16 protein-coding genes are annotated in these 20,072 nt (G+C 49.1%); 10 read left to right on the top strand and 6 right to left on the bottom strand.

The window, feature by feature from the left end; translation table 11 throughout:
- Positions 1-364 precede the first annotated feature (364 nt).
- Entirely contained in the window at positions 365-3,202 is a 2,838-nt protein-coding gene (locus T500_RS0100655; protein ID WP_028906512.1) for a two-component regulator propeller domain-containing protein, read from the top strand.
- Here T500_RS0100655 and T500_RS16190 read toward each other — a convergent pair.
- Entirely contained in the window at positions 3,199-3,789 is a 591-nt protein-coding gene (locus tag T500_RS16190) for a hypothetical protein (RefSeq protein WP_028906513.1), read from the bottom strand. The genes T500_RS0100655 and T500_RS16190 overlap by 4 nt on opposite strands.
- A gap of 12 nt (positions 3,790-3,801) precedes the next feature.
- Positions 3,802-4,281 (bottom strand): RNA polymerase sigma factor, encoded by a 480-nt coding sequence (locus T500_RS0100665; RefSeq protein WP_028906514.1) that lies wholly within the window; start codon positions 4,279-4,281, stop codon positions 3,802-3,804.
- Positions 4,282-4,494: 213 nt separating this feature from the next.
- Here T500_RS0100665 and T500_RS0100670 point away from each other — a divergent pair, with 213 nt between their 5' ends.
- From T500_RS0100670 to T500_RS0100685, 4 genes are all read left to right on the top strand, one after another.
- Positions 4,495-5,184 carry a succinate dehydrogenase/fumarate reductase cytochrome b subunit gene (locus tag T500_RS0100670; protein ID WP_013063578.1) on the top strand — a complete coding sequence of 230 codons (690 nt, stop codon included), beginning with the start codon at positions 4,495-4,497 and terminating at the stop codon, positions 5,182-5,184.
- A 43-nt stretch (positions 5,185-5,227) separates the two neighbouring features.
- The gene (locus tag T500_RS0100675) at positions 5,228-7,207 is read left to right on the top strand and encodes a fumarate reductase/succinate dehydrogenase flavoprotein subunit (RefSeq protein WP_028906515.1); all 1,980 of its coding nucleotides are present in this window, start codon (positions 5,228-5,230) and stop codon (positions 7,205-7,207) included.
- Positions 7,208-7,286: 79 nt separating this feature from the next.
- Positions 7,287-8,045, top strand: a complete 759-nt coding sequence (locus T500_RS0100680) for a succinate dehydrogenase/fumarate reductase iron-sulfur subunit (protein ID WP_028906516.1) — start codon at positions 7,287-7,289, stop codon at positions 8,043-8,045.
- An 80-nt stretch (positions 8,046-8,125) separates the two neighbouring features.
- Positions 8,126-8,761: an AAA family ATPase gene (locus T500_RS0100685; protein WP_028906517.1), complete on the top strand. Its 636-nt coding sequence runs from the start codon at positions 8,126-8,128 to the stop codon at positions 8,759-8,761.
- Positions 8,762-8,840: 79 nt separating this feature from the next.
- Here the strand turns inward: T500_RS0100685 and T500_RS0100690 are convergent, their stop codons facing one another.
- Positions 8,841-9,311 (bottom strand): cupin domain-containing protein, encoded by a 471-nt coding sequence (locus tag T500_RS0100690; protein ID WP_028906518.1) that lies wholly within the window; start codon positions 9,309-9,311, stop codon positions 8,841-8,843.
- Between the two features lie 677 nt (positions 9,312-9,988).
- Here T500_RS0100690 and bcp point away from each other — a divergent pair.
- The gene (bcp, locus tag T500_RS0100695) at positions 9,989-10,441 is read left to right on the top strand and encodes a thioredoxin-dependent thiol peroxidase (RefSeq protein WP_028906519.1); all 453 of its coding nucleotides are present in this window, start codon (positions 9,989-9,991) and stop codon (positions 10,439-10,441) included.
- On the opposite strand, the gene T500_RS0100700 is transcribed toward bcp, so the two are convergent.
- Complete coding sequence (locus T500_RS0100700; protein WP_028906520.1) at positions 10,430-11,326, bottom strand: DMT family transporter; 897 nt, start codon at positions 11,324-11,326, stop codon at positions 10,430-10,432. The genes bcp and T500_RS0100700 overlap by 12 nt on opposite strands.
- Before the next feature lie 130 nt (positions 11,327-11,456).
- Between T500_RS0100700 and T500_RS0100705 the strand changes: the two genes are divergently transcribed.
- From T500_RS0100705 to T500_RS0100720, 4 genes are read left to right on the top strand one after another with little or no spacing between them, the layout of a single operon-like run.
- Positions 11,457-12,971 carry an SLC13 family permease gene (locus T500_RS0100705; RefSeq protein ID WP_028906521.1) on the top strand — a complete coding sequence of 505 codons (1,515 nt, stop codon included), beginning with the start codon at positions 11,457-11,459 and terminating at the stop codon, positions 12,969-12,971.
- Between the two features lie 20 nt (positions 12,972-12,991).
- The gene (locus T500_RS0100710) at positions 12,992-14,419 is read left to right on the top strand and encodes an alanine/glycine:cation symporter family protein (protein ID WP_028906522.1); all 1,428 of its coding nucleotides are present in this window, start codon (positions 12,992-12,994) and stop codon (positions 14,417-14,419) included.
- A complete protein-coding gene (locus T500_RS0100715; RefSeq protein WP_028906523.1) occupies positions 14,419-15,294 on the top strand; it encodes a DMT family transporter in 876 nt (291 codons plus the stop codon). Before T500_RS0100710 ends, T500_RS0100715 begins: the two co-directional genes overlap by 1 nt.
- Positions 15,295-15,300: 6 nt before the next feature.
- On the top strand, positions 15,301-16,089 hold the full coding sequence (locus T500_RS0100720; RefSeq protein ID WP_028906524.1) for a Cof-type HAD-IIB family hydrolase: 789 nt from the start codon (positions 15,301-15,303) through the stop codon (positions 16,087-16,089).
- On the opposite strand, the gene T500_RS0100725 is transcribed toward T500_RS0100720, so the two are convergent.
- On the bottom strand, positions 16,090-19,110 hold the full coding sequence (locus T500_RS0100725; protein WP_028906525.1) for an ATP-binding protein: 3,021 nt from the start codon (positions 19,108-19,110) through the stop codon (positions 16,090-16,092). It lies immediately after the preceding gene.
- Positions 19,107-20,057 carry an ABC transporter substrate-binding protein gene (locus T500_RS0100730; protein WP_028906526.1) on the bottom strand — a complete coding sequence of 317 codons (951 nt, stop codon included), beginning with the start codon at positions 20,055-20,057 and terminating at the stop codon, positions 19,107-19,109. Before T500_RS0100730 ends, T500_RS0100725 begins: the two co-directional genes overlap by 4 nt.
- Positions 20,058-20,072: the final 15 nt, after the last annotated feature.

Genomic DNA, 20,072 nt, shown 5'->3' on the forward strand with positions numbered 1-20,072 from the left:
TGAAATACGTAAACAGATAGGCACCCATATCCTTTTCGGTGAGCGCTTTCTTGGCTTTGGCATCGGTCTGAGCCACAAAGGCCAGCAATAGTGATGCAATGAAAAGTACTTTCTTCATTTTCTTACAAGTTAGTGTTTGGTTTTGCAGGTGCAAAGGTACGATAATTGATTTATATCAACGTCCCAACATCGTTATTTAGGGGGAACAAATTGTTATTTTTGCGATTTCCTTTGATGATTCACAAAAGTTTCGTATCTTTGCAACCGTAATTGCAACTAACTAATGAGGCGTGTAATATCCCTACTGATAACTGTTTTTGTGCTTGGGCAGATGTCCATGGCATGCCCCGTGTCGCTCAGAATTATGTCGCAGACACCTGTTCAGGGCATCGAGGAGGCACGAAAGCTTATGTTCGACCACTATGGCATGATGTGGGTAGGTACCGATCAGGGCTTGCGCTCGTTCGATGGTTACAGCTTCAAAACCTACCGCAATAACGCTTATACCCCTGGCATCCTGCCTAATAATTATGTACGTTCGATGACCGAAGACCAGCACGATGGTCTTTGGATAGGCACCCGCGATGGGCTGGCCCGTTTCGACCGTCGTCGCGGCTCGTTTAAAACGTACCATCTGCGTGGCGATCAGGCCCGACTGATTAATACCCTTTATACCGATAAAAACGGTACAGTATGGGCAGGAACTAATGCAGGCGTGTCACGTTATAATGCAAAAACCGACGATTTCATCGATATAAACCTCTCGGCTGGCGTTATCTCGTTTGCCGAGGATGCCCGTGGTAATCTGTATATAGGTACCTGGGAGGGCGGTTTGCTACGCCTGAACAAGAAAACCGGTAAAATGGTAAGCTATCCGCCGTTAAGTACGCGTAATACCGCCCAGACCATGCTGATGGACAGTCGTGGTCGCCTGTGGATTGGTACCTGGGAGCATGGAATTGTACGTCTGGATCATCCTGAAAACGAGTCGGCACCAGGCATGCACAAGATGAACGAGGGTAGGGCCGATTTCCGTACGTTTCACCGACTGGTTGAAGATTCTGTCAGCCATGCTGTGTGGGGTTGCTGTATTGAGGGACTGACCCGAGTTGATATGGATAACGAGGCCGAGGTTGAGAACTATCCGATACTCACTTTCTGCTACGATATGGTGACAGATGGCATGGGCAATCTGTGGGCACTTACCCGTAACAACGGTATCGTGCACCTGAGCACTAAACCATCGCCTTTCCACTTCTATCATCTGGATCCCGCTGGATTGGAGCTGCCTGTAAACCGTATTCAGAAGGTGTTTACTACCGATGGTAATCGTTTCTGGTTAGGTTTGCAGCCTTACGGACTGGCCCTTTACGACCGTCAGGCCGGTCAGGTGCTGTACAATAACCACATTCCTGGACTGGAGAACGAAACAGGTCAGCAGGGCATCTACGTACAAACCATCTCAGATATGATCGAGCGCCCCGATGGCAGTATCTGGCTGGCCAGTTCGCGAGGCGTGGTGATCTGGAAAGAGGGCGAACCGGCACGCCTGTTAGTGCGTAGTAACTCACCGTTTATCGGCGATAGTGAAGTAAATGCTTTTCATGCATTAACCGATGGCGCTGTTCTGGTGGGACAGAATAATGGTATTGGCATTGCATTCAGTGAAAACAAAGGCCGTTTGCTGAAGATGACAGAAGGTAAACGCGACTTTAGCAATTGTCATGTTTTATCCATATCCGAAGATCACCATCACCGCTTGTGGGTAGCTACCGAGGGACAGGGTATTATCCGCATTACCGGAAGGCTCGACGATCCTAAGTCGTTTACCTATCATCAGTACGCTCCTGTTGCCGACAATTATCCTATCGATGAGGCTACGGCTGTGTACGAGGATGCCAATCACCAGTTGTGGGCCATTTCTAATAGCGGCGATTTCTTTCAATATAACGATGAAACCGATGTTTTTGAGCCTGTAAACCACCGTTATTACATTGGTATGGGTAGCATCTACTCTATCCAGGGCGACAGCAACGGTCGTATATGGCTTTCTACTGATAAAGGTTTGGTACGCTTTGCCTCGTCGGATGAGCAAGGCTCAACCACGTACTACAATATGGAGGATGGTATCGAGGCTATCAGCTTCTCGTCTAACGGCGCTTTCAGCTATGGTAAGGAACTCTTTTACGGCAGTGCCAAGGGTTTCTTCTCGTTCGATGCTGCCGAGATAGAACGCTGGCAGCAGGGTGCCTCGTCATCGTTGGTGGTTACCGAACTGATGATTGACGATAGACCTTACCTTTGGCAGGATTCTTTGCACCGTCAAAGAATATCGGCCGACCAGCCCTTCTTTACGCAAAAAATCACCATTCCATCGGATGCCCGTAAGTTCTCGGTTGAGTTTGCATTGCTCACTTATCAGAATCAGGAACAGTGCCGATATGCCTATTACTTAGAGGGTTACGACAACGACTGGCACGATACCGATGCCCAGAACCGAGTGGCTACCTACCAGAACCTACCCTCGGGTACCTACCATCTGAAGTTACGTGCCGTAGATAGTTACGGACGACTGGTTGAAATGCCTTACGCGATTGTGGTGCGTGTGCTGCCGCCATGGTATCGCACCTGGTGGGCCTATCTCATTTACCTGGTGCTGCTACTGGCCGCTGCCTATGGTGTAAAAGAGTGGTATAAAGCCCGTGTAAACCGCCGTGCCCGTCTGCAGCAGCGTGTGAGCGAACTGTTACACTACCGCGAGATGATGGTGATGAAGCAGTTTATCAATAAGCCTGGCGGCAAGGCCGAGCGCGAGGGTGCCCGTAAGGTGCTCGAAGTTGAGGAGCAGCAACACTCATCGCCCGACGAGCTGTTCCTGCAGAAAGCTATCGAGTGTGTGAAACAGCATATTGATGATGCCGACTACGATCGTGAGCAGTTTGCCAGCGATATGTGCGTATCGTCATCTACCCTCTATAACAAGCTGCGTGCCCTGACAGGCGAGAATGTTACTGCCTTTATCAACAGCATCCGACTGAAAGAGGCCTGTCGCATTCTCCGTCAGAAGCCGAACATAAAAATGACCGAACTCTCCATGGCCGTTGGTTTCAATACGCCTAAGTATTTTACCAAGTGCTTCAAGAAAGAGTTCGGTGTGCTGCCTAGCGAATATTTATCGCAGGACTCAGAACAATTATCTTAGTTTTCGGCAGTGATATCCTCTATTTGATCGAGGATCTCCTGATACTGGCGTTGGGTCTTGATGTGGAGTGAGAATCCCCAGATAGCTCCAATAACGCCACCGATGCATCCTGCCCAGAAGAGCCCGTTGAAAAAGGCATTCGGATGAAGCAGATATGACTCGTACATAAACCAACCAAGGAAAACAACAGCAAGAGGAATGCCGATGAGGAGCCAGTTGGCATCGAACTTCTTGGCGCTGGCCATACGGCGCTGGACATCCACGAGATTGTTGGTCATCAGGTTCGAATCGCTCAGTTTCCTGCTGTTATAGAAGGTGCCTCCGAAGCTAACCAGCATGGTGATGCAGGTGAAAATCCAGAAAGGAATGGAGAAACTGTTTAGCATTACAAATGCCCAGTAGCTATAGGGAATCATCAGCAAGCAGACGGCCATGATGAAATAATATCTGCGACTGATGTTGCTGGCGGTTTTGTTCATCGACTGGCGGATAAAGCGGTCGCTCAAAATAGTCTGCTTATCCAGCTTATTCTTCAGCGTGTTCATCTGCTCACGCATATTCTCTAAATCAAAGTTCTCGTTGTTCATAATGGGTAATTTTTAATCGTTCGACATTTGTTTTAACTGTTCGCGGATTCTAAACAGACGTACGCTGACGTTTTTAGTAGTGATACCTACAATCTGTCCGATTTCCTCGTAGCTGAGGTTTTCGAGCCAGAGCAGGACAATCGCGCGGTCGAATGGCTGGAGCTTGGAGATACGCTTGTGGAGCATGTCCACTTGCTTGGTGTCCTCGTCGCGGTCTTCAAACAGGTTGATGTCCATGGTTAGGCGTTCGGTGGCCTGGCGGCGCTTCTTTCTGTCAATCGAGATACAGGTGTTCAGCGCCACGCGGTAAATCCACGTCTTGATGTCACTGCGATGCTCAAAGCTCTCGAATCCTTTCCACAGATTCACTAGTACCTCCTGGAACAGGTCGTTCACCTCGTCGGCATCTTGCGAGAACATGTAGCACACGGTGTAGATGGTGCTTTTGTGCTCTGCTGCGGTTTGCGCAAACTGCTTTTCTAATGCGTTCATTGTCTCATCTGTTTTTTATAACTTTTACCCTTTAGACGTGGCAAAGATACTAAAAACTACACGAAAATCGCACAAATTACAAAAAATACGTATTTTTTCGCGAAAACACTTGTATATATCGCTATTTTTGACTATCTTTGTCCCCTAATCACGAGAGCACGTACTAACAAGTAAGTATATAACATTCAATAATTCATTAAAACTCAACAACTTATGTGGTTATTCAATTCATCAATTGGTAGAAAAGTTGTAATGTCCGTTACGGGTATTGCGCTTATTCTGTTCCTCACCTTCCACGGTTGCATGAACATGGTAGCGCTATTCTCGGAAGAGGGTTACAACATGATTTGCGAATTCCTGGGTGCCAACTGGTATGCTGTTGTAGCAACCATGGGTCTGGCTGCCTTGGCAGTGCTTCACATTGTGTACGCATTCATCCTGACTGCGCAGAACCGTACCGCTCGCGGCGAGAGCCGCTACGAGGTAGCTACCGAGGTTAAGGCCGGCAAAGTAGAGTGGGCTTCAAAGAACATGCTCGTTCTGGGTCTCATCATCTGCATTGGCTTGCTCATCCACCTCTGGAACTTCTGGTACAACATGATGTTTGCCGAGCTCGTTGGCGCTATGCCTGCCATCAGCCCAACAGATGGTTTCGGTTGGATTAAGGAAACATTCTCAAATCCTGTATTCGTAGTTATCTACATCGTATGGCTTGTAGCTATCTGGTTCCACCTCTCACATGGTTTCTGGAGTGCTATGCAGACTCTGGGTGTTAGCGGTAAGATCTGGCTCAAGCGCTGGATGTGCATTGGCAACATTTACGTTACCGTGCTCATGCTTATGTTCCTGGTAGTAGTTCTGGCTTTCGCATTTGGTTGCGCTCCTAGCCTCGGCTGCTGCTAATTTAATTTTTTAATCTTTTAATTTTTAAACTTTACGAAAGATTATGGCAAAAGTAATTGATTCAAAGATTCCCGCAGGACCAGTGCCTGAGAAATGGAAGGAATATAAGGCTCACCAGCGTTTGGTTAACCCAAAGAATAAGCTGAAGCTCGATGTTATCGTAGTAGGTACCGGTTTGGCTGGTGCTTCTGCAGCTGCTTCACTTGGCGAGATGGGCTTCAACGTTATCAACCTGTGTATTCAGGATTCTCCACGTCGTGCTCACTCAATCGCAGCTCAGGGTGGTATCAACGCCGCTAAGTGCTACCAGAACGATGGTGACTCTATCTACCGTTTGTTCTATGATACAGTAAAGGGTGGCGACTATCGTGCCCGCGAGGCTAACGTATATCGTCTGGCCGAGGTTTCTAACAATATTATCGACCAGTGTGTAGCTCAGGGCGTACCTTTCGCTCGTGAGTACGGTGGTATGCTGGCTAACCGTTCGTTCGGTGGTGCTCAGGTAAGCCGTACATTCTACGCTAAGGGTCAGACCGGTCAGCAGTTGCTGCTTGGTGCTTACAGCTCACTGAGCTGCCAGGTTAACGCTGGTAAGGTTAAGCTCTATACCCGTTACGAGATGGAGGATGTAGTTATTGTTGATGGCCGCGCTCGTGGTATCATTGCCAAGAACCTGGTTACTGGTAAGCTGGAGCGTTTCTCAGCTAATGCTGTAGTTATCGCTACTGGTGGTTACGGTAACACTTACTTCCTCTCTACCAACGCTATGGGTTGTAACTGTACCGCTGCTGTTCAGTGCTACCGCAAGGGTGCTTACTTTGCAAACCCATCATACGTTCAGATTCACCCAACATGTATCCCCGTTCACGGCGACAAGCAGTCAAAGCTTACTCTGATGTCAGAGTCGCTGCGTAACGATGGTCGTATCTGGGTTCCAAAGAAGCTCGAGGATGCTAAGGCACTTCAGGCTGGAACCAAGCAGGGTTGGGAGATTCCTGAGGAGGATCGCGACTACTATCTGGAGCGCCGTTATCCTGCATTCGGTAACCTCGTACCACGCGACGTTGCCAGCCGTGCAGCTAAGGAGCGTTGCGATAAGGGCTTTGGTGTAAACAATACCGGTCTGGCTGTGTTCCTCGATTTCTCTGAGTCAATCAACCGTCTGGGTCTTGATGTTATCATGCAGCGTTATGGTAACCTGTTCGAGATGTACGAGGAGATTACCGACGTATTCCCTGGCGATGTAGCTAACGAGATCAACGGCGTTAAGTACTACAAGCCAATGATGATCTATCCTGCTATCCACTACACCATGGGTGGTATCTGGGTTGACTACGAGCTGCAGACTTCTATTCCTGGTCTGTTCGCTATCGGTGAGTGTAACTTCTCTGACCACGGTGCTAACCGTCTGGGTGCTTCGGCTCTGATGCAGGGTCTGGCCGATGGTTACTTCGTTCTGCCTTACACTATCCAGAACTATCTGGCCGATCAGGCTGTATGGCCAAAGGTTTCTACCGATCTGCCTGAGTTCGCTGAGGCTGAGAAGAAGGTTGATGCCGAGCAGGATCGCCTGTTGAACATCAAGGGTAAGCGTTCGGTTGACTCTATCCACAAGGAGTTGGGTCACATCATGTGGGAGTATGTAGGTATGGGTCGCACCGCTGAGGGTCTGAAGGAAGGTCTGAAGAAGATGCACGAGCTCGAGAAGGAGTTCGACTCTAACCTGTTCGTTCCTGGAACCAAGGAGGGCTTGAACATCGAGCTCGACAAGGCTATCCACCTGCGCGACTTCTTCACCATGGGTCAGCTTGTAGCTTTCGACGCTCTCTCTCGTAACGAGTCTTGCGGTGGTCACTTCCGCGAGGAGTATCAGACCGAGGAAGGCGAGGCTAAGCGCGACGATGAGAACTACTTCTATGTAGGCTGCTGGGAGTACAAAGGCAAGGGCAACGAGCCTGAGCTCATTAAGGAGCCACTGGAGTACGAGGCAATCAAGGTACAGACACGTAACTATAAGAATTAATATGCAAGCCGAAGGCAGAGTCAAGCTCGCTTGAACTCTGCTGAGGCGCAGCTTTTAATCATCGAAGATAATTAAAATTATGGCAAGAAATATTTCATTCACAATCAAGTTCTGGCGCCAGAACGGCCCCAAGGACCAGGGACATTTCGACACCCACGAGATGCACGATATTCCCGATGATACCTCGTTCCTCGAGATGCTCGACATCCTGAACGAGGAGCTCATCAACGAAGGCAAGGAGCCCTTCGTATTCGATCACGACTGCCGCGAGGGTATCTGCGGTATGTGCTCGCTCTACATCAACGGTACACCTCACGGTCTTACCGAGCGTGGTGCTACCACCTGTCAGCTCTACATGCGCCGCTTCAACGATGGCGACGTGATTACTGTAGAGCCTTGGCGTTCAGCTGCCTTCCCCGTCATTAAGGACTGTATGGTTGATCGTAACGCCTTCGATAAGATTATCCAGGCTGGCGGTTACACCACAATCCGTACCGGTCAGGCTCAGGATGCTAACGCTATCCTGATTCCTAAGGAGGATGCTGATGAGGCTATGGACTGCGCATCTTGCATTGGCTGTGGCGCTTGCGTAGCAGCTTGTAAGAATGGTTCTGCCATGCTGTTCGTTTCATCTAAGGTAAGCCAGCTGGCACTGCTCCCACAGGGTCGTGTAGAGGCAGCTCGTCGTGTTAAGAACATGATTGCCAAGATGGACGAGCTTGGTTTCGGTAACTGTACTAACACCCGCGCTTGCGAGGCTGTTTGTCCTAAGAACGAGACCATCGCTAACATCGCTCGCCTCAACCGCGAGATGATCAAGGCTAAGATGGCCGATTAATAACTCTTTATAGGTAGTGGAGACAACATGTCTCCATTACCTCTTTTTATTATTATGGAATAACTAAAAACTTAGGTATAATGAGAAAAAACGAAAGATTTGTCATCACCATTAATCGCGAGTTGGGTAGCGGTGGTCGTACCGTCGGTCGTGTTTTAGCCGAGAAACTGGGTGTGCCCTATTACGACAAGGTGCTTCCTAAAGCTTTGGAAGAGAAGTTCGACCTTTCACATCGTCAGATTGAGGATTTGAAAGGCAAGAACCGTAGCTGGTGGGAAGAAATTAAGCGTGTGTTGGTTCTAGGAGAAGGAGCAGCCAATTCTTCTGAGTATTACGACGAGGATAATAACAGGTATGTGACCTCCGAGGCTGTGTTGAAGGCAGAAAGAGAAATCTTGCAAAACATTGCAAGCGAGGAGTCGTGTGTCATCGCCGGTCGTTCGGCCTTCTTTGCTATGAACGATAATCCCAACCATCTGAGCGTTCTCATTCAGGCTTCTATGGAACACCGTGTGAAGCGTGTTATGACCAAACAGGGTCTTACCGAGAAAGAGGCCAAAAAGGTTATTAAGATGGTGGATGATACGCGCGAGGAGTATATGAAGAATAATGCCCATACTTCGCGTTACGACACCCGTAACTACGATCTGGTTATCAGAATGGATGGTAAAACCGAGGAAGAGGCAGCCAATGTGATATTAACATATATTGGTTGATATATCCCTGATAAGGATAATATAAGAGCGCCGCAATATTCTTGCTTCGGCGCTCTTTTTTTTGTGCTGTGGGGTAGGGCTACTCCAATGGGATATCGGGGTGCTGTACGGCCAGCGGCAGGTCTTTCTGCGACAGATAGAACATGTACAGAATAACCGGTTTGGTGCCACGGTTCTCGCCATGGTGTATGGTGCCTACCATCTCAACTACGGCCTCGCCCTCATGTACCACCTTGGTCTTGCCATCCTGTCCGATAATGGTCAGTTCGCCCTGCGTCAGTACACCATAGTTCATAGCTACGTGGTGATGCCATCCCAACTTCTGTCCTGGAGGAAATACGTACTTTACGGCCACCAGTTCGGGGCGCCCTTGGAAATAGTCGGGCAACTCTACACCGTCCCAACTCTGACTTGTACGAATCAGTTCTACACTCTCAACCTTGGCCGCCGCTCCGTTATCGGCGTGCGAATTAGGGCAAGCAGTTAAAGTAGTAGCTGTAGCCAGCATGGCTGTTGCCACGATAGCATGCATAAATACCTTTGTGTTCATGATAAATAATGTTGTTAATAGATTATACTTATTGTTCTACTTATTGGTACTATGTTGCAAATGTACAAATAAATCTTCATCACGCAACAAAATAGTTATCTAAATTTTGTTAATTTATAAGCAGGGCTAAGATGTGGACTATTCAGATAATCTCTGTGCGCTATTCGGATAATCTTTATCAGGTGTTCAGATAATCCCTATAGGGGGATAGAGATAATCTGAACGAGTGGCTCGTGACGTCTGAGCGAGTCGTAAGTCCCGTCCTAACGATCTGTCTTGCTTTTTGGGGGAACGGAGCAACCGGAGCAGCAGAATTTGGAATTTTTCTCCTGCGTACGTGCGTGAAGTTTTTTTTCGATTTTAAAGTTCCTGCACGTACGCGCGAGGATTTTTAAAAAAATGCCTGCTCCGTATAAAATGCCTGCTCCATATTTTTGTGTGTAAATTGAAAATGGTGTCTATAGTATAACGTTACTGGATGATGGGCTGTTTGCCGAAGTAGCCTGACAGTAGTAATACTAATGCTGTGCAGGCAAGGATCCCATCGGCGATTCCTGTGGGAATCATGAATAACATCAGATTCATGGTTATCGCGGAGTGTATTATTTTTAGCTATAAATTTGATTATTCGGATATTATTTGTATCTTTGCCGCAGGAACATAAAACTTAGATGCGTATGAATATTGGTGATAAGGCGCCAGAGATTCTGGGCAAGGATGAACAGGGACGGGATATCCGTTTGAGTGATTATCGTGGACGTAAGTTGGTGTTGTACTTTTATCCAAAGGATAATACCAGCGGCTGTACGGCTGAGGCTTGTAGTTTGCGCGACCATTATAACGAACTGCAAGGGGCAGGCTACGAGGTGGTGGGCGTGAGTAAGGACTCGGCAGCATCGCACGTGAAGTTTAAGGAGAAGCATGAACTGCCTTTCCCGTTGATAGCGGATGTGGACAAGGAACTGCTACAGGCGATGGGTGCCTGGGGCGAGAAGGTGATGTACGGTAAGAAAACCGAGGGCACCATACGTACCACGTTTATTATTAACGAGGAGGGCATCATCGAGCAGATTTTTGCCGGCAAGCAGGTAAAGACCAAGGAGCATGCCGAGCAGATACTAAGCCGATAGCTTAGGGCGCTTGGTGTTAACCAGGTACATGCCGTACAGGATGAGCACAGTACCGATGATGAACCATACGGTGATCTGTTCGTTAAGAACCATCCAGGCAAACACGATGGTAGTAACGGGATTAAGATACACGTAGTTGGTGGCTACCACAGCCCCCAAGCGCTTAAGTGCCCAGTTCCATGCCACGTAACAAAGCATGGAGGCTACACAACCTAAGAATAGCAGGTTGGCTAACAGCGTGGGCTTGTTGATGACCAGCTGGATGTTGAGGTCGGGATGCAGGATGTTATAGGGTATCATGGACAGCAGACCGTAAAAGAATACCTTGCGGGTAATGAACACCGTGGGGTAACGCTTGCTAACGGGGATAATCAGCAAACTGTAGAACGCCCAGCACATGCAGGCACCAAAGGCCAAAGCATCGCCCAAAGGCGAGAGGTGGAGCACAAAATGGCCGTTCATCACCACCATGATAACTCCCAATGCCGCCATAACAGTACCAACGGTTTGCCAGCGACTAAGACGCTCGGTTTTATAGAAAGCACCGATAATGGCAGAGGCAAACAGGGGGCATAGACTTACGATGATGCTGGTGTTGGTGGTTGTGGTGTAGTTCATGGCGCTATTCTCGGTGAGGAAGTAGAGCGATCCGCCAAATACACCTAATGCCATCATGTTGAGCTCGTCGCGCCAACTGTTGCTGAGCCAGTGGATACCCTTTGACAGGCTATAGCCTAACAACAGCAAGTAGGCGATAATAAATCGCAGAATAAATATCTGGGCTGCAGTTAGTCCGCCTAGCAACAACAGTTTAGTGCATACAAACGTGATGCCCCAGATGGCCACCACTATAAATGCTATAAGATGAGGTAGAAATCGCTTCATATTAAGTAAGTTTATGGGTGCAAAGATACAACTATTTTCCCATATTTAACAAAAAAAGCAAGATTTGCTTGCACTTTTCGGTGAAAAGCCGTACCTTTGTCCGCATAATATTAAACATATCTGATTAATCATGGAAACAGAACTGTTGTGGGGTTTCAATCTCCAAGCTTGGATTACGATTATTACAGTGCTGGGTATGTTTACTACTCTGCTACTAACCAAATTGCGTGCTGATGTGGTATTCTTGGCTGCTATAGGCATACTGCTTGTTACAGGTGTGCTCGATGCTAAAGAGGCGTTTTCGGGCTTCAGTTCTTCGTCGGTAGTGGTTATCGGAGTATTGTTTGTGGTAGTGGCTGGTCTTACCTATACCGGCGTGCTGCAATGGATAGTGAAAAACTTGTTAGGACAACCCAATAGCTATGGTAAGGCTGTGATACGACTGATGCTGCCAGTGGCCGGACTGAGTTCGTTCTTGAGTAATACCACGGTGGTGGCCATGTTTGTGGGCATCGTGAAAATGTGGTCGAAAAAGTTGGGTATCTCGCCCTCAAAGCTGCTTATCCCTCTGAGTTATGCCTCGGGAATGGGTGGTGTGTGTACGCTGATTGGTACACCGCCAAACCTGATTATCAGTGGACTGTATGCCGATAAGACGGGCCATGTGATGAACGTGTTGGCAACTACGATACCAGGCTTGTTCTGCTTGCTGGTAGGTGTGCTGAGCATTATTGCCATGCGCAAGCTGCTGCCCGACAGAAAGGCCCCCGAGTCGGATTTTGAGGATACAGCCGAATATACCGTAGAGCTGCTGGTGCCATCGAGCAACAAGTTTATAGGCGAGACACTCGACTATGCTGGCCTGTACGATGTGAAGGGCGGCCGACTGATCAGGATCCGCCACTTTGATAATGTACCCGTAGCGCTGAGCAAGAACGAGTTTGTGATGGGAGGTGACCATCTGACATACGCCGGACATATTAAAGACATACTGCAGCTGGCCCAGGAGCGTGGCTTGCAGGTTGGCGACGAGGTGATTAACGTGGGTAGCAAAACGCTGATATCGGCGCTTGTCATGATAGCGATGGTAACAGTATCGGCCTTGGGTATTATGCCACTGCTGCACTGTGCTTTTATTGCCGCTGCTGCCATGATGATACTGCACTGCTGTACGCCCGACCAGGCCATGCGCGCTATTAACTGGGACATATTGATGGTGTTTGCCGGTAGCGTGGTGCTGGGACTGGCTATCCAGAAAACGGGTATTGCCGAACGCCTGGCCATGGGTATTCTGGATGTGTGTGGTACCAACCCGATAGTGGTGATGACTGCCATCTGCTTTGTGGGTACGTTTATCACCGAGTTTATATCAAACACCGCTGCCGGTGCCATGTTCTTCCCCATCATGTACGAGGCTGCCGAGAAGTTGGGTTACGAGCCATACCCATTCCTGATAGCCCTGATGGTAAGCGTGAGCAGTAGCTTTGCCACACCTATCGGATCGCCTACACACATGCTGGTTTACGGTCCTGGTGGCTACCGATTCAGCGATTTTATGCGTATAGGACTGCTGATGAACCTTATCATACTGGCAGCTAACATATTTATAGTGAACATTATTTATCCACTGACACCCTTGCAATAAACAATACGAACTAAACATAAATGAACGAACTGATTACTCAGATTAATGATGCCGTTTGGGGCTATGTGCTGATTGCCGCGCTGGTAGGCTGTGGCGTGTGGTTTACTATTAGAACACGCTTTGTGCAGTTCCGGATGGTGGGCGAGATGCTCAGGTTGCTGACCGATTCGGCAGTTGACACAGTAGGCGACCAAGTAAAGGATACAGGTAAAGAGGGCAAGCATAAGCATATATCCTCGTTTCAGGCTTTTGCCGTGAGTGTGGCCACGCGTGTGGGTACGGGCAACTTGGCTGGTGTGGCTTCGGCCATTGCCATCGGTGGACCAGGTGCCGTGTTCTGGATGTGGATTATCGCCCTTATCGGATCGGCTACGGCTTTTGTAGAATCTACCTTGGCCCAGCTGTTTAAGCAGAAACACAAGGACTCGTTTATCGGCGGTCCTGCGTACTATATCCAGCATGGCTTGCACCAGCGATGGATGGCCATTACGTTTGCGGTGCTGATTACGCTGCAGTTCGGACTGTCGAACAACTCAATCCAGGCTAACACCATTTGTGGTGCCATGCAGGAGGCCTTTGGCTGGAATCCTGTATGGGTGGGTATTGCATTGGCAGTTCTGGGCTTGTTTATCGTGTTTGGCGGTATTCAGCGTATTGCCCATGTAAGTGCGGTGCTGGTGCCTGTGATGGCTATCGGCTATGTGGTTCTGGCCATTGTGGTTATTGCCATGAACATAGAGCATATACCACATGTGTTTAAGGTGATTGTAGAAGATGCCTTTGGCATACACCAGATAGCTGGTGGCGGTATTGGTGCAACGATTATGAATGGTGTGAAGCGTGGTCTGTTCTCGAACGAGGCGGGCGAGGGTAGTGCACCTAACGTGGCTGCTACGGCTGCCGTGTCGCACCCCGTAAAGCAGGGCTTGATTCAGGCATTGGGCGTGTTTACCGATACCTTGCTAGTTTGCTCGTGTACGGCGTTCATCATTTTGATTAGCGGCCTGTATGAGGTGCCTGAGCTGAATGGTATCGCACTCACGCAGTCGGCACTCCAGAGCGAGGTGGGATCGGCTGGTCCGGTGTTTGTGGCCATCGCCATCTTCCTGTTTGCCTTCTCGAGTATCATCGGCAACTATTATTACGGCGAGGCAAATATCCGTTTCATTACGTCGAATGCACAGGTGATGACAACCTACCGCATCTGTTCGGCTGGTGTGATGGTGATTTTTGGTGCGTTGGCCAGCTTTGAACTGGTGTGGAACATTGTCGACTTTTTTATGGCTTTCCTTACAGCTTGTAACCTGATAGCGATTGTGCTGTTGGGTCGTTACGCCTTCCGACTGCTTGATGATTACCGCCAGCAGAAGCGTGCAGGTATCAAGGAACCCACATTCCACCGTAGTCAGTTTCCTGAGTTAGAGAACGAATTAGAGTGCTGGGAGTGATGAACGAAACACAACGTGGATTTATACAACTGCACCTGAGCGTGCTGCTGGCAGGCTTTACAGGCCTGTTTGGGCGACTGATTACCCTGAACGAGGTTGATATTGTGTGGTACCGTATGCTGTTTACGAGTGCCATTCTGCTGGTGTTTACTGGATTGCCACGTGTGGGCTGGCGTAAGTTTCTGCAGCTGTGCGGTTGTGGAGCGCTGTTAGGCTTACATTGGATACTGTTTTACAGTAGCATCAAGGCCTCGAACGTGTCGATTGGTGTTATCTGTTTCTCGTTAGTGGGCTTTTTTACCGCCCTTTTCGAGCCGCTGATTTACCATCGTAAGCTGTCGGTTACCGAGCTGGTGTTCTCGCTGATTACCGTGCTGGGTGTGCTGTGCATTTTTTCATTAGATGCCCGTTACCGCTATGGTATCGGCATTGGTGTGGTGTCGAGTGCCGTGTGTGCGCTCTATGCCATCTGCAATAAAAAGGCAAGCGTGGGTGTGCGTAGTCGTACGGTGCTGATGTACCAGATGTCGGGTGGTATCGTGCTGGTATCGATGATCATCCCCATCTATCTGGCTTTCTTCCCCAGCAATCAGCCCGTGGTGGTTATTCCCGAGGGTACTAACCTGTGGCTGATGCTCTGTCATGCACTGTTCTGTACGGTGGGTATGTATCTGCTACAGATACAGGCGCTGAAGCGACTCTCAGCCTTTACGGTAAACCTGACGTACAACCTGGAGCCTTGCTATACCATTATATTAGCATTCCTGATTTTTGGCGAGGGCCGCGAGATAAACTTCTCGTTCTATATCGGCATCGCCCTGATACTGCTCAGTGTGCTGTTGCAAACCCGACGGGCACTGGGACCTAAAAAATAAACATATATGCAGACAAGTTACGCATTATTCTTTGATATCGACGGTACGCTGGTAAGTTTCGAGACGCACCAGATTCCCGCTTCTACCATCCTGGCACTTACACAGGCCAAGGCCAATGGGCACAAGGTGTTTATAGCTACCGGGCGCCCACCTATTATCATAACCAACCTGGGTGCTATCGAGCACCTGATCGACGGGTATGTAACTACTAATGGCGCTTACTGTTTTGTAGGCGATGAGGTGGTGGCCTGTAAGAGTATTCCGCCACACGAGGCCCGATTGATAGTTGACGATGCCATAGAGAAGAACTATGGCGTGATAGTGGTAGGCGAGAAGGATGTGGCTGTGCTCGACCCGCAGGGACAGGTGGATGAGATTTTTCGTCAGCATTTAGCGGTGGAGAATCTGGATAAAGCCAAGCCTGTAGAGGAGGTGCTACAGCAGCGTATTATGCAGATAACACCTTTCTTTAGTAAGGATTATGAGGCAGAGTTGATGGCACGCGTGCCAGGCTGTACCTCAGGGCGCTGGCATCAGGCATTTACCGATGTAACCGCATTAGGTGCCGATAAGGGCGAGGGACTGTTGGCAATGGCCAAGCACTTAGGGCTGAATCCCGACCATACCATGGCCTTTGGCGATGGCGGTAACGACACTACCATGGTGCGTAAGGCCGGTGTGGGCATAGCTATGGGTAATGCCATCGACGAACTGAAAGCTGAGGCTGACTACATTACTGCATCGGTTGACGATGAGGGGGTGCGCAAGGCCCTGCAGCACTTTGGCTTGATTTAGTTAGGCCAAAGGCAACGTCATGACAAAGCGGGCACCTGAGGTGTAAGTGGTATCGAGCACCACATCGCCACCAAGTCGACGTGCTAATGAGCGTGCTACGGTGAGGCCAATACCAGTACCTTCGTAGTACTCATCCAGCTGAACAAACTCATCAAAAATATGTTCTACTTCATTGTTGGGTACACCAATACCAGTGTCCTCAACGATGAATTCGATGGTACTGTCAGTCTTTTTGAGTGCAAGTGTAACCTGTTGTTGCTCTGTTGGTTCTTCGTTCTTCGCCTCGGCTGGATGGGTAAACTTACGGGCGTTATCAAGCAGCATGGTAAGTGCACGGGTAGCAGCCTGTTCGTTGGTGGTGATGGTTACTGCGCCTTCGGCGTCGCCAACCTGTAAGTCGAACTTCAGGTGCTTGGCATTGGCAACCTCGCTGGCATCGGTGGCCTGTGCCGCAATCTGTACGGCCAGCACATTGTCGGTGCGGTCGATAACGGCCTGACTGCTGGCATCACTCAGTTCCAGCATCTTGTTAACCAGACCGGTAATACGGTCGGTATTCTCCACAATCTTATGATTGATATCGGTGCGGGTAGCCTCGTCGAGCTTCATATCGGGCATAGTGATAATCTGTGTAAAACCACTCAGGATATTCAATGGCGTACGTATCTCGTGCGAAATCTGACGGATAAAGTTGGTCTTCATCTTCGACGACTCCTCGGCGCGTTCGTTGGCTATCACCAGGTTGTTATAGCTAATCTCGAGTAACGTGTGGGCACGGCGCAGTTTGCGATAGAACTCGAACAGCACTCCTAAGAATATCAGCAGCAACAGTACCACTACTACGATGGCCTGCATGCGCTGACTGTTGAGTGAGGCTCGCTGGGCGGCAATCTCCTGCTCTTTCTGTTCGGTTTCGTAAATCACAGCTAATTCCTCGGCATCGCTGCGGTGCTGGTATGCCTTTACCGAATCGAGCATCTGAACAATGTGCTCGGCTTTTTGTAGCGCCTCTTCCTTGCGCCCGGTCTTTACCATGGCTTTGAAGATGATTCCGGGGCTGTTAATCAGATAGTCGAGTGTGGGCGGAACCTCTGCAGCAATTTCAGCAGAATCAATGCGAAGTACAATAGAAAGCAGTTTCTCCCACTGCTCGGTAGTTTCCAGGTAAAAAGCCTGATCGTACACGCCTCGTAACTTATGGGCATAATTGGATGACAGGAAACTCTGGTAGGCGGCTTCTGCCTCCTCGTGGTGCCCGGTCATTGACCACATAATGGCTTTGTCGCAATTCAGTGTGGCCAGATAGTCGCTATATTTTTCTGTAGGTGCATTGGTGGCGGCATAGCGCTCAAGGGCAGTTTCCATCATATCGAGCCATGGCTCAATCACGTCGAACCTGTTCTGGTTCATGTAGTAGTTGATGATATTAGAGGCTATCAGCATGCAACTTTCCTGGCAGTTGGGGCTGTTTGGATAGCTCTGTGCCAGTTGTAGGGCTCCTTGGCGCACCTCTTCGAAGGTTTCGGCGGCCTCCTTGCTATAACCAAGACGTAATTGGCACATACCAATTTCCATCTGGAGGTTGTTGCTCATGTCGCGACCAACGATGCTACTATCTTTGCTGGCGATCTCGTAACCCTCGGTGGCGGTTTTAAGCGCTAATTCTACGTTGTTATTGTTTAGATAGCCTGTGCATACGCCCATGTATGCATCGTAGAAGTTGCCCTTGCTGATTTGCAGTAGTTTGTTGCCTTCGATGGCTTTGTTATAGAAAATCAGGGCCGAACGGAGTTGCTCCATTTCTTCATACTTCTCGCCCCTCATAAAGTCGGCTTGGCAGGTGGCTACCTTGCCTATCTGTTCCAAACTGTCGAGCACTTGGAACCAGCGGTTGCCCTCGTACTCGTCCAATTGTTTTCTAATTTTGTCGCCGGTTTGTTCTTCGGGGTTGGGTTGGTTCGAGGCTTCTTGTTTGTTCGGCTGGTTGTTGTGGCACGAGGTGGCAGTTAGTACAAGCAAGGGTAGCAGCACGGCTGCAAAGTGGCGTCGGCGGAACAGCAAGCGCCATAGAGGCATGAACATGAGCATAATGGATAATAGAATTAGTGGCAATAGGAAATAAAGCAATAGGCGATAGTTGCTGAGAATAACCTCGTTGGGGCATACAAGGGCTATGCTCCAACCTGTTTGGCGGAACGGCATGTAGAATACATGACTATCTACGCCATCCAGTCGTAGTGACTTGTAACCTGTTTCGCCATCGGTCATAGCACGGCCCAATGAGGTAAGGGCTGTGTCGGGATGCTCGATGGTAGAGGTGAAAATGGTTTCGTACAGCAGACGGGTGCTGTCGGGATGAACAATGTAGGAGCCGCCACGACCTAACAGCATGCAATACGATTTGGGCATGGGCTGATAGTTTTCTATCTGATCGGCCAGCCAGCTCAGTGGCACATCGGCCGAGAGGATACCCACTGTTTTATCGGGGCCACCTTGTATGGGCTGGCAGTACGAGGTCATAATATCATTAACCACAATACCGCTGGTGCTCTTCTCGGCAAACGGCTCTATCCAGTACGAGTGGTACAGCATACGTGGGATAACGTACCAGTCCATATAAAAATACTGATAGTTGTCGTTACCCTCCTGTTCGGTTACGATGCGGTTACCTTTTTTATACGAGTAAGCCGAGAAATATTGACCTTTCTCTTTATAGAAATAGGGATCGAACGAGATGCTGCAGCCTTTCAGGTCGGGGTGCTGATTCAGTAACTCTCTGCTATACTCGAACATCATGTCGGGCTGGTCGATATGCTGTTCAATCTTTGGAATCAGACTGTCAGCAGCGGCCTCTATCTGATGCAGATGACGGTCGGTACGCTCCATGACCTGTTGTAGCGATTTTACGGCATCGTCCATCGCCTGCTGCTGTATAATCTGGCGACTATAGATGAGTACTGCTGCCAGCAACAGTGCGAGTGCTGCACCAAAGGCAGCTGTTATCCAAGGGTGCTTTTTCATAGGCCAATCAGTTCTTTATAGGTTACTTCGCGTTTCAGCATGCCGGCTTCGAACATCATCTTACTGGCCTTTCGTACCATATCGGCACGTACACGGAACTCGCGGCGTTTCGACTCGCGATCAATCTGCAGGCGTAACACCTCTTCGAGCATCATCTTCTGCATCACGCGGTTGGTGTGGATACCGTTCTTGCGTACATACTTCATGACAATCTCCAAGGCCTCGTCGGGGTGAGCGGCTACCCATTCCCAGCCACGGCGACTGGCGGCTGCAAACTTACCCACAGTGCTGCGGTGGGTGTCATAATACTGGCGTTTTACATAAACGCCGTTTTCCTGTATGTTATAATCGTGATCGCTAAAACGATACAAACTTCTCTCGGGTAGTTTAAAGCCGGCCTGCTTCAGCTGACAGAACTCGTTGTAACTCACTACCATAGTGGCATCTACGGCACCCGACAGGAATACGTTGATATCGCTGGTAAAACGCACCCACTCGTAATCCATGCCCTCCTTCTTACTCATAATATAGGTTAGGTAGTTGGGGTCGGAATTGAAGATAGCCACACGCTGACCTTTCATCTTTAACGGATCAGCACCCCAGCGCGAAACTAAGATGTTACTGCTGTTCATGGAGTCCTGAAAGATGTTTACCAGTGGTGTGCCTTGGGCAATGAAGTCCATGGCCGACATCATTGAAAACATGGCGGCATCGCACTGGTCGGTCTTCAATCTGTTTGAGGCCGAACTGGTGAGCGAGGGGTGCTGGATAACCACATCCAGGCCCATTTCAGCGTAAAATCCTTTCTCTTTGGCGGCATAATAGCCGGCAAACTGTGCCTGCGCCGTCCAGATGGTAGTAAACACAAATCTTTCACCCTTTGCCGCTACTGGTAAGGCCAGCATCACAGCAAAGACCAAGGTGATATGTTTAAGGCTATGTCTCATTCTATTTTTCTCTCG

Origin of the sequence: Xylanibacter ruminicola Ga6B6 (assembly GCF_000687715.1) — a bacterium.
Classification (GTDB): domain Bacteria; phylum Bacteroidota; class Bacteroidia; order Bacteroidales; family Bacteroidaceae; genus Prevotella; species Prevotella ruminicola_B.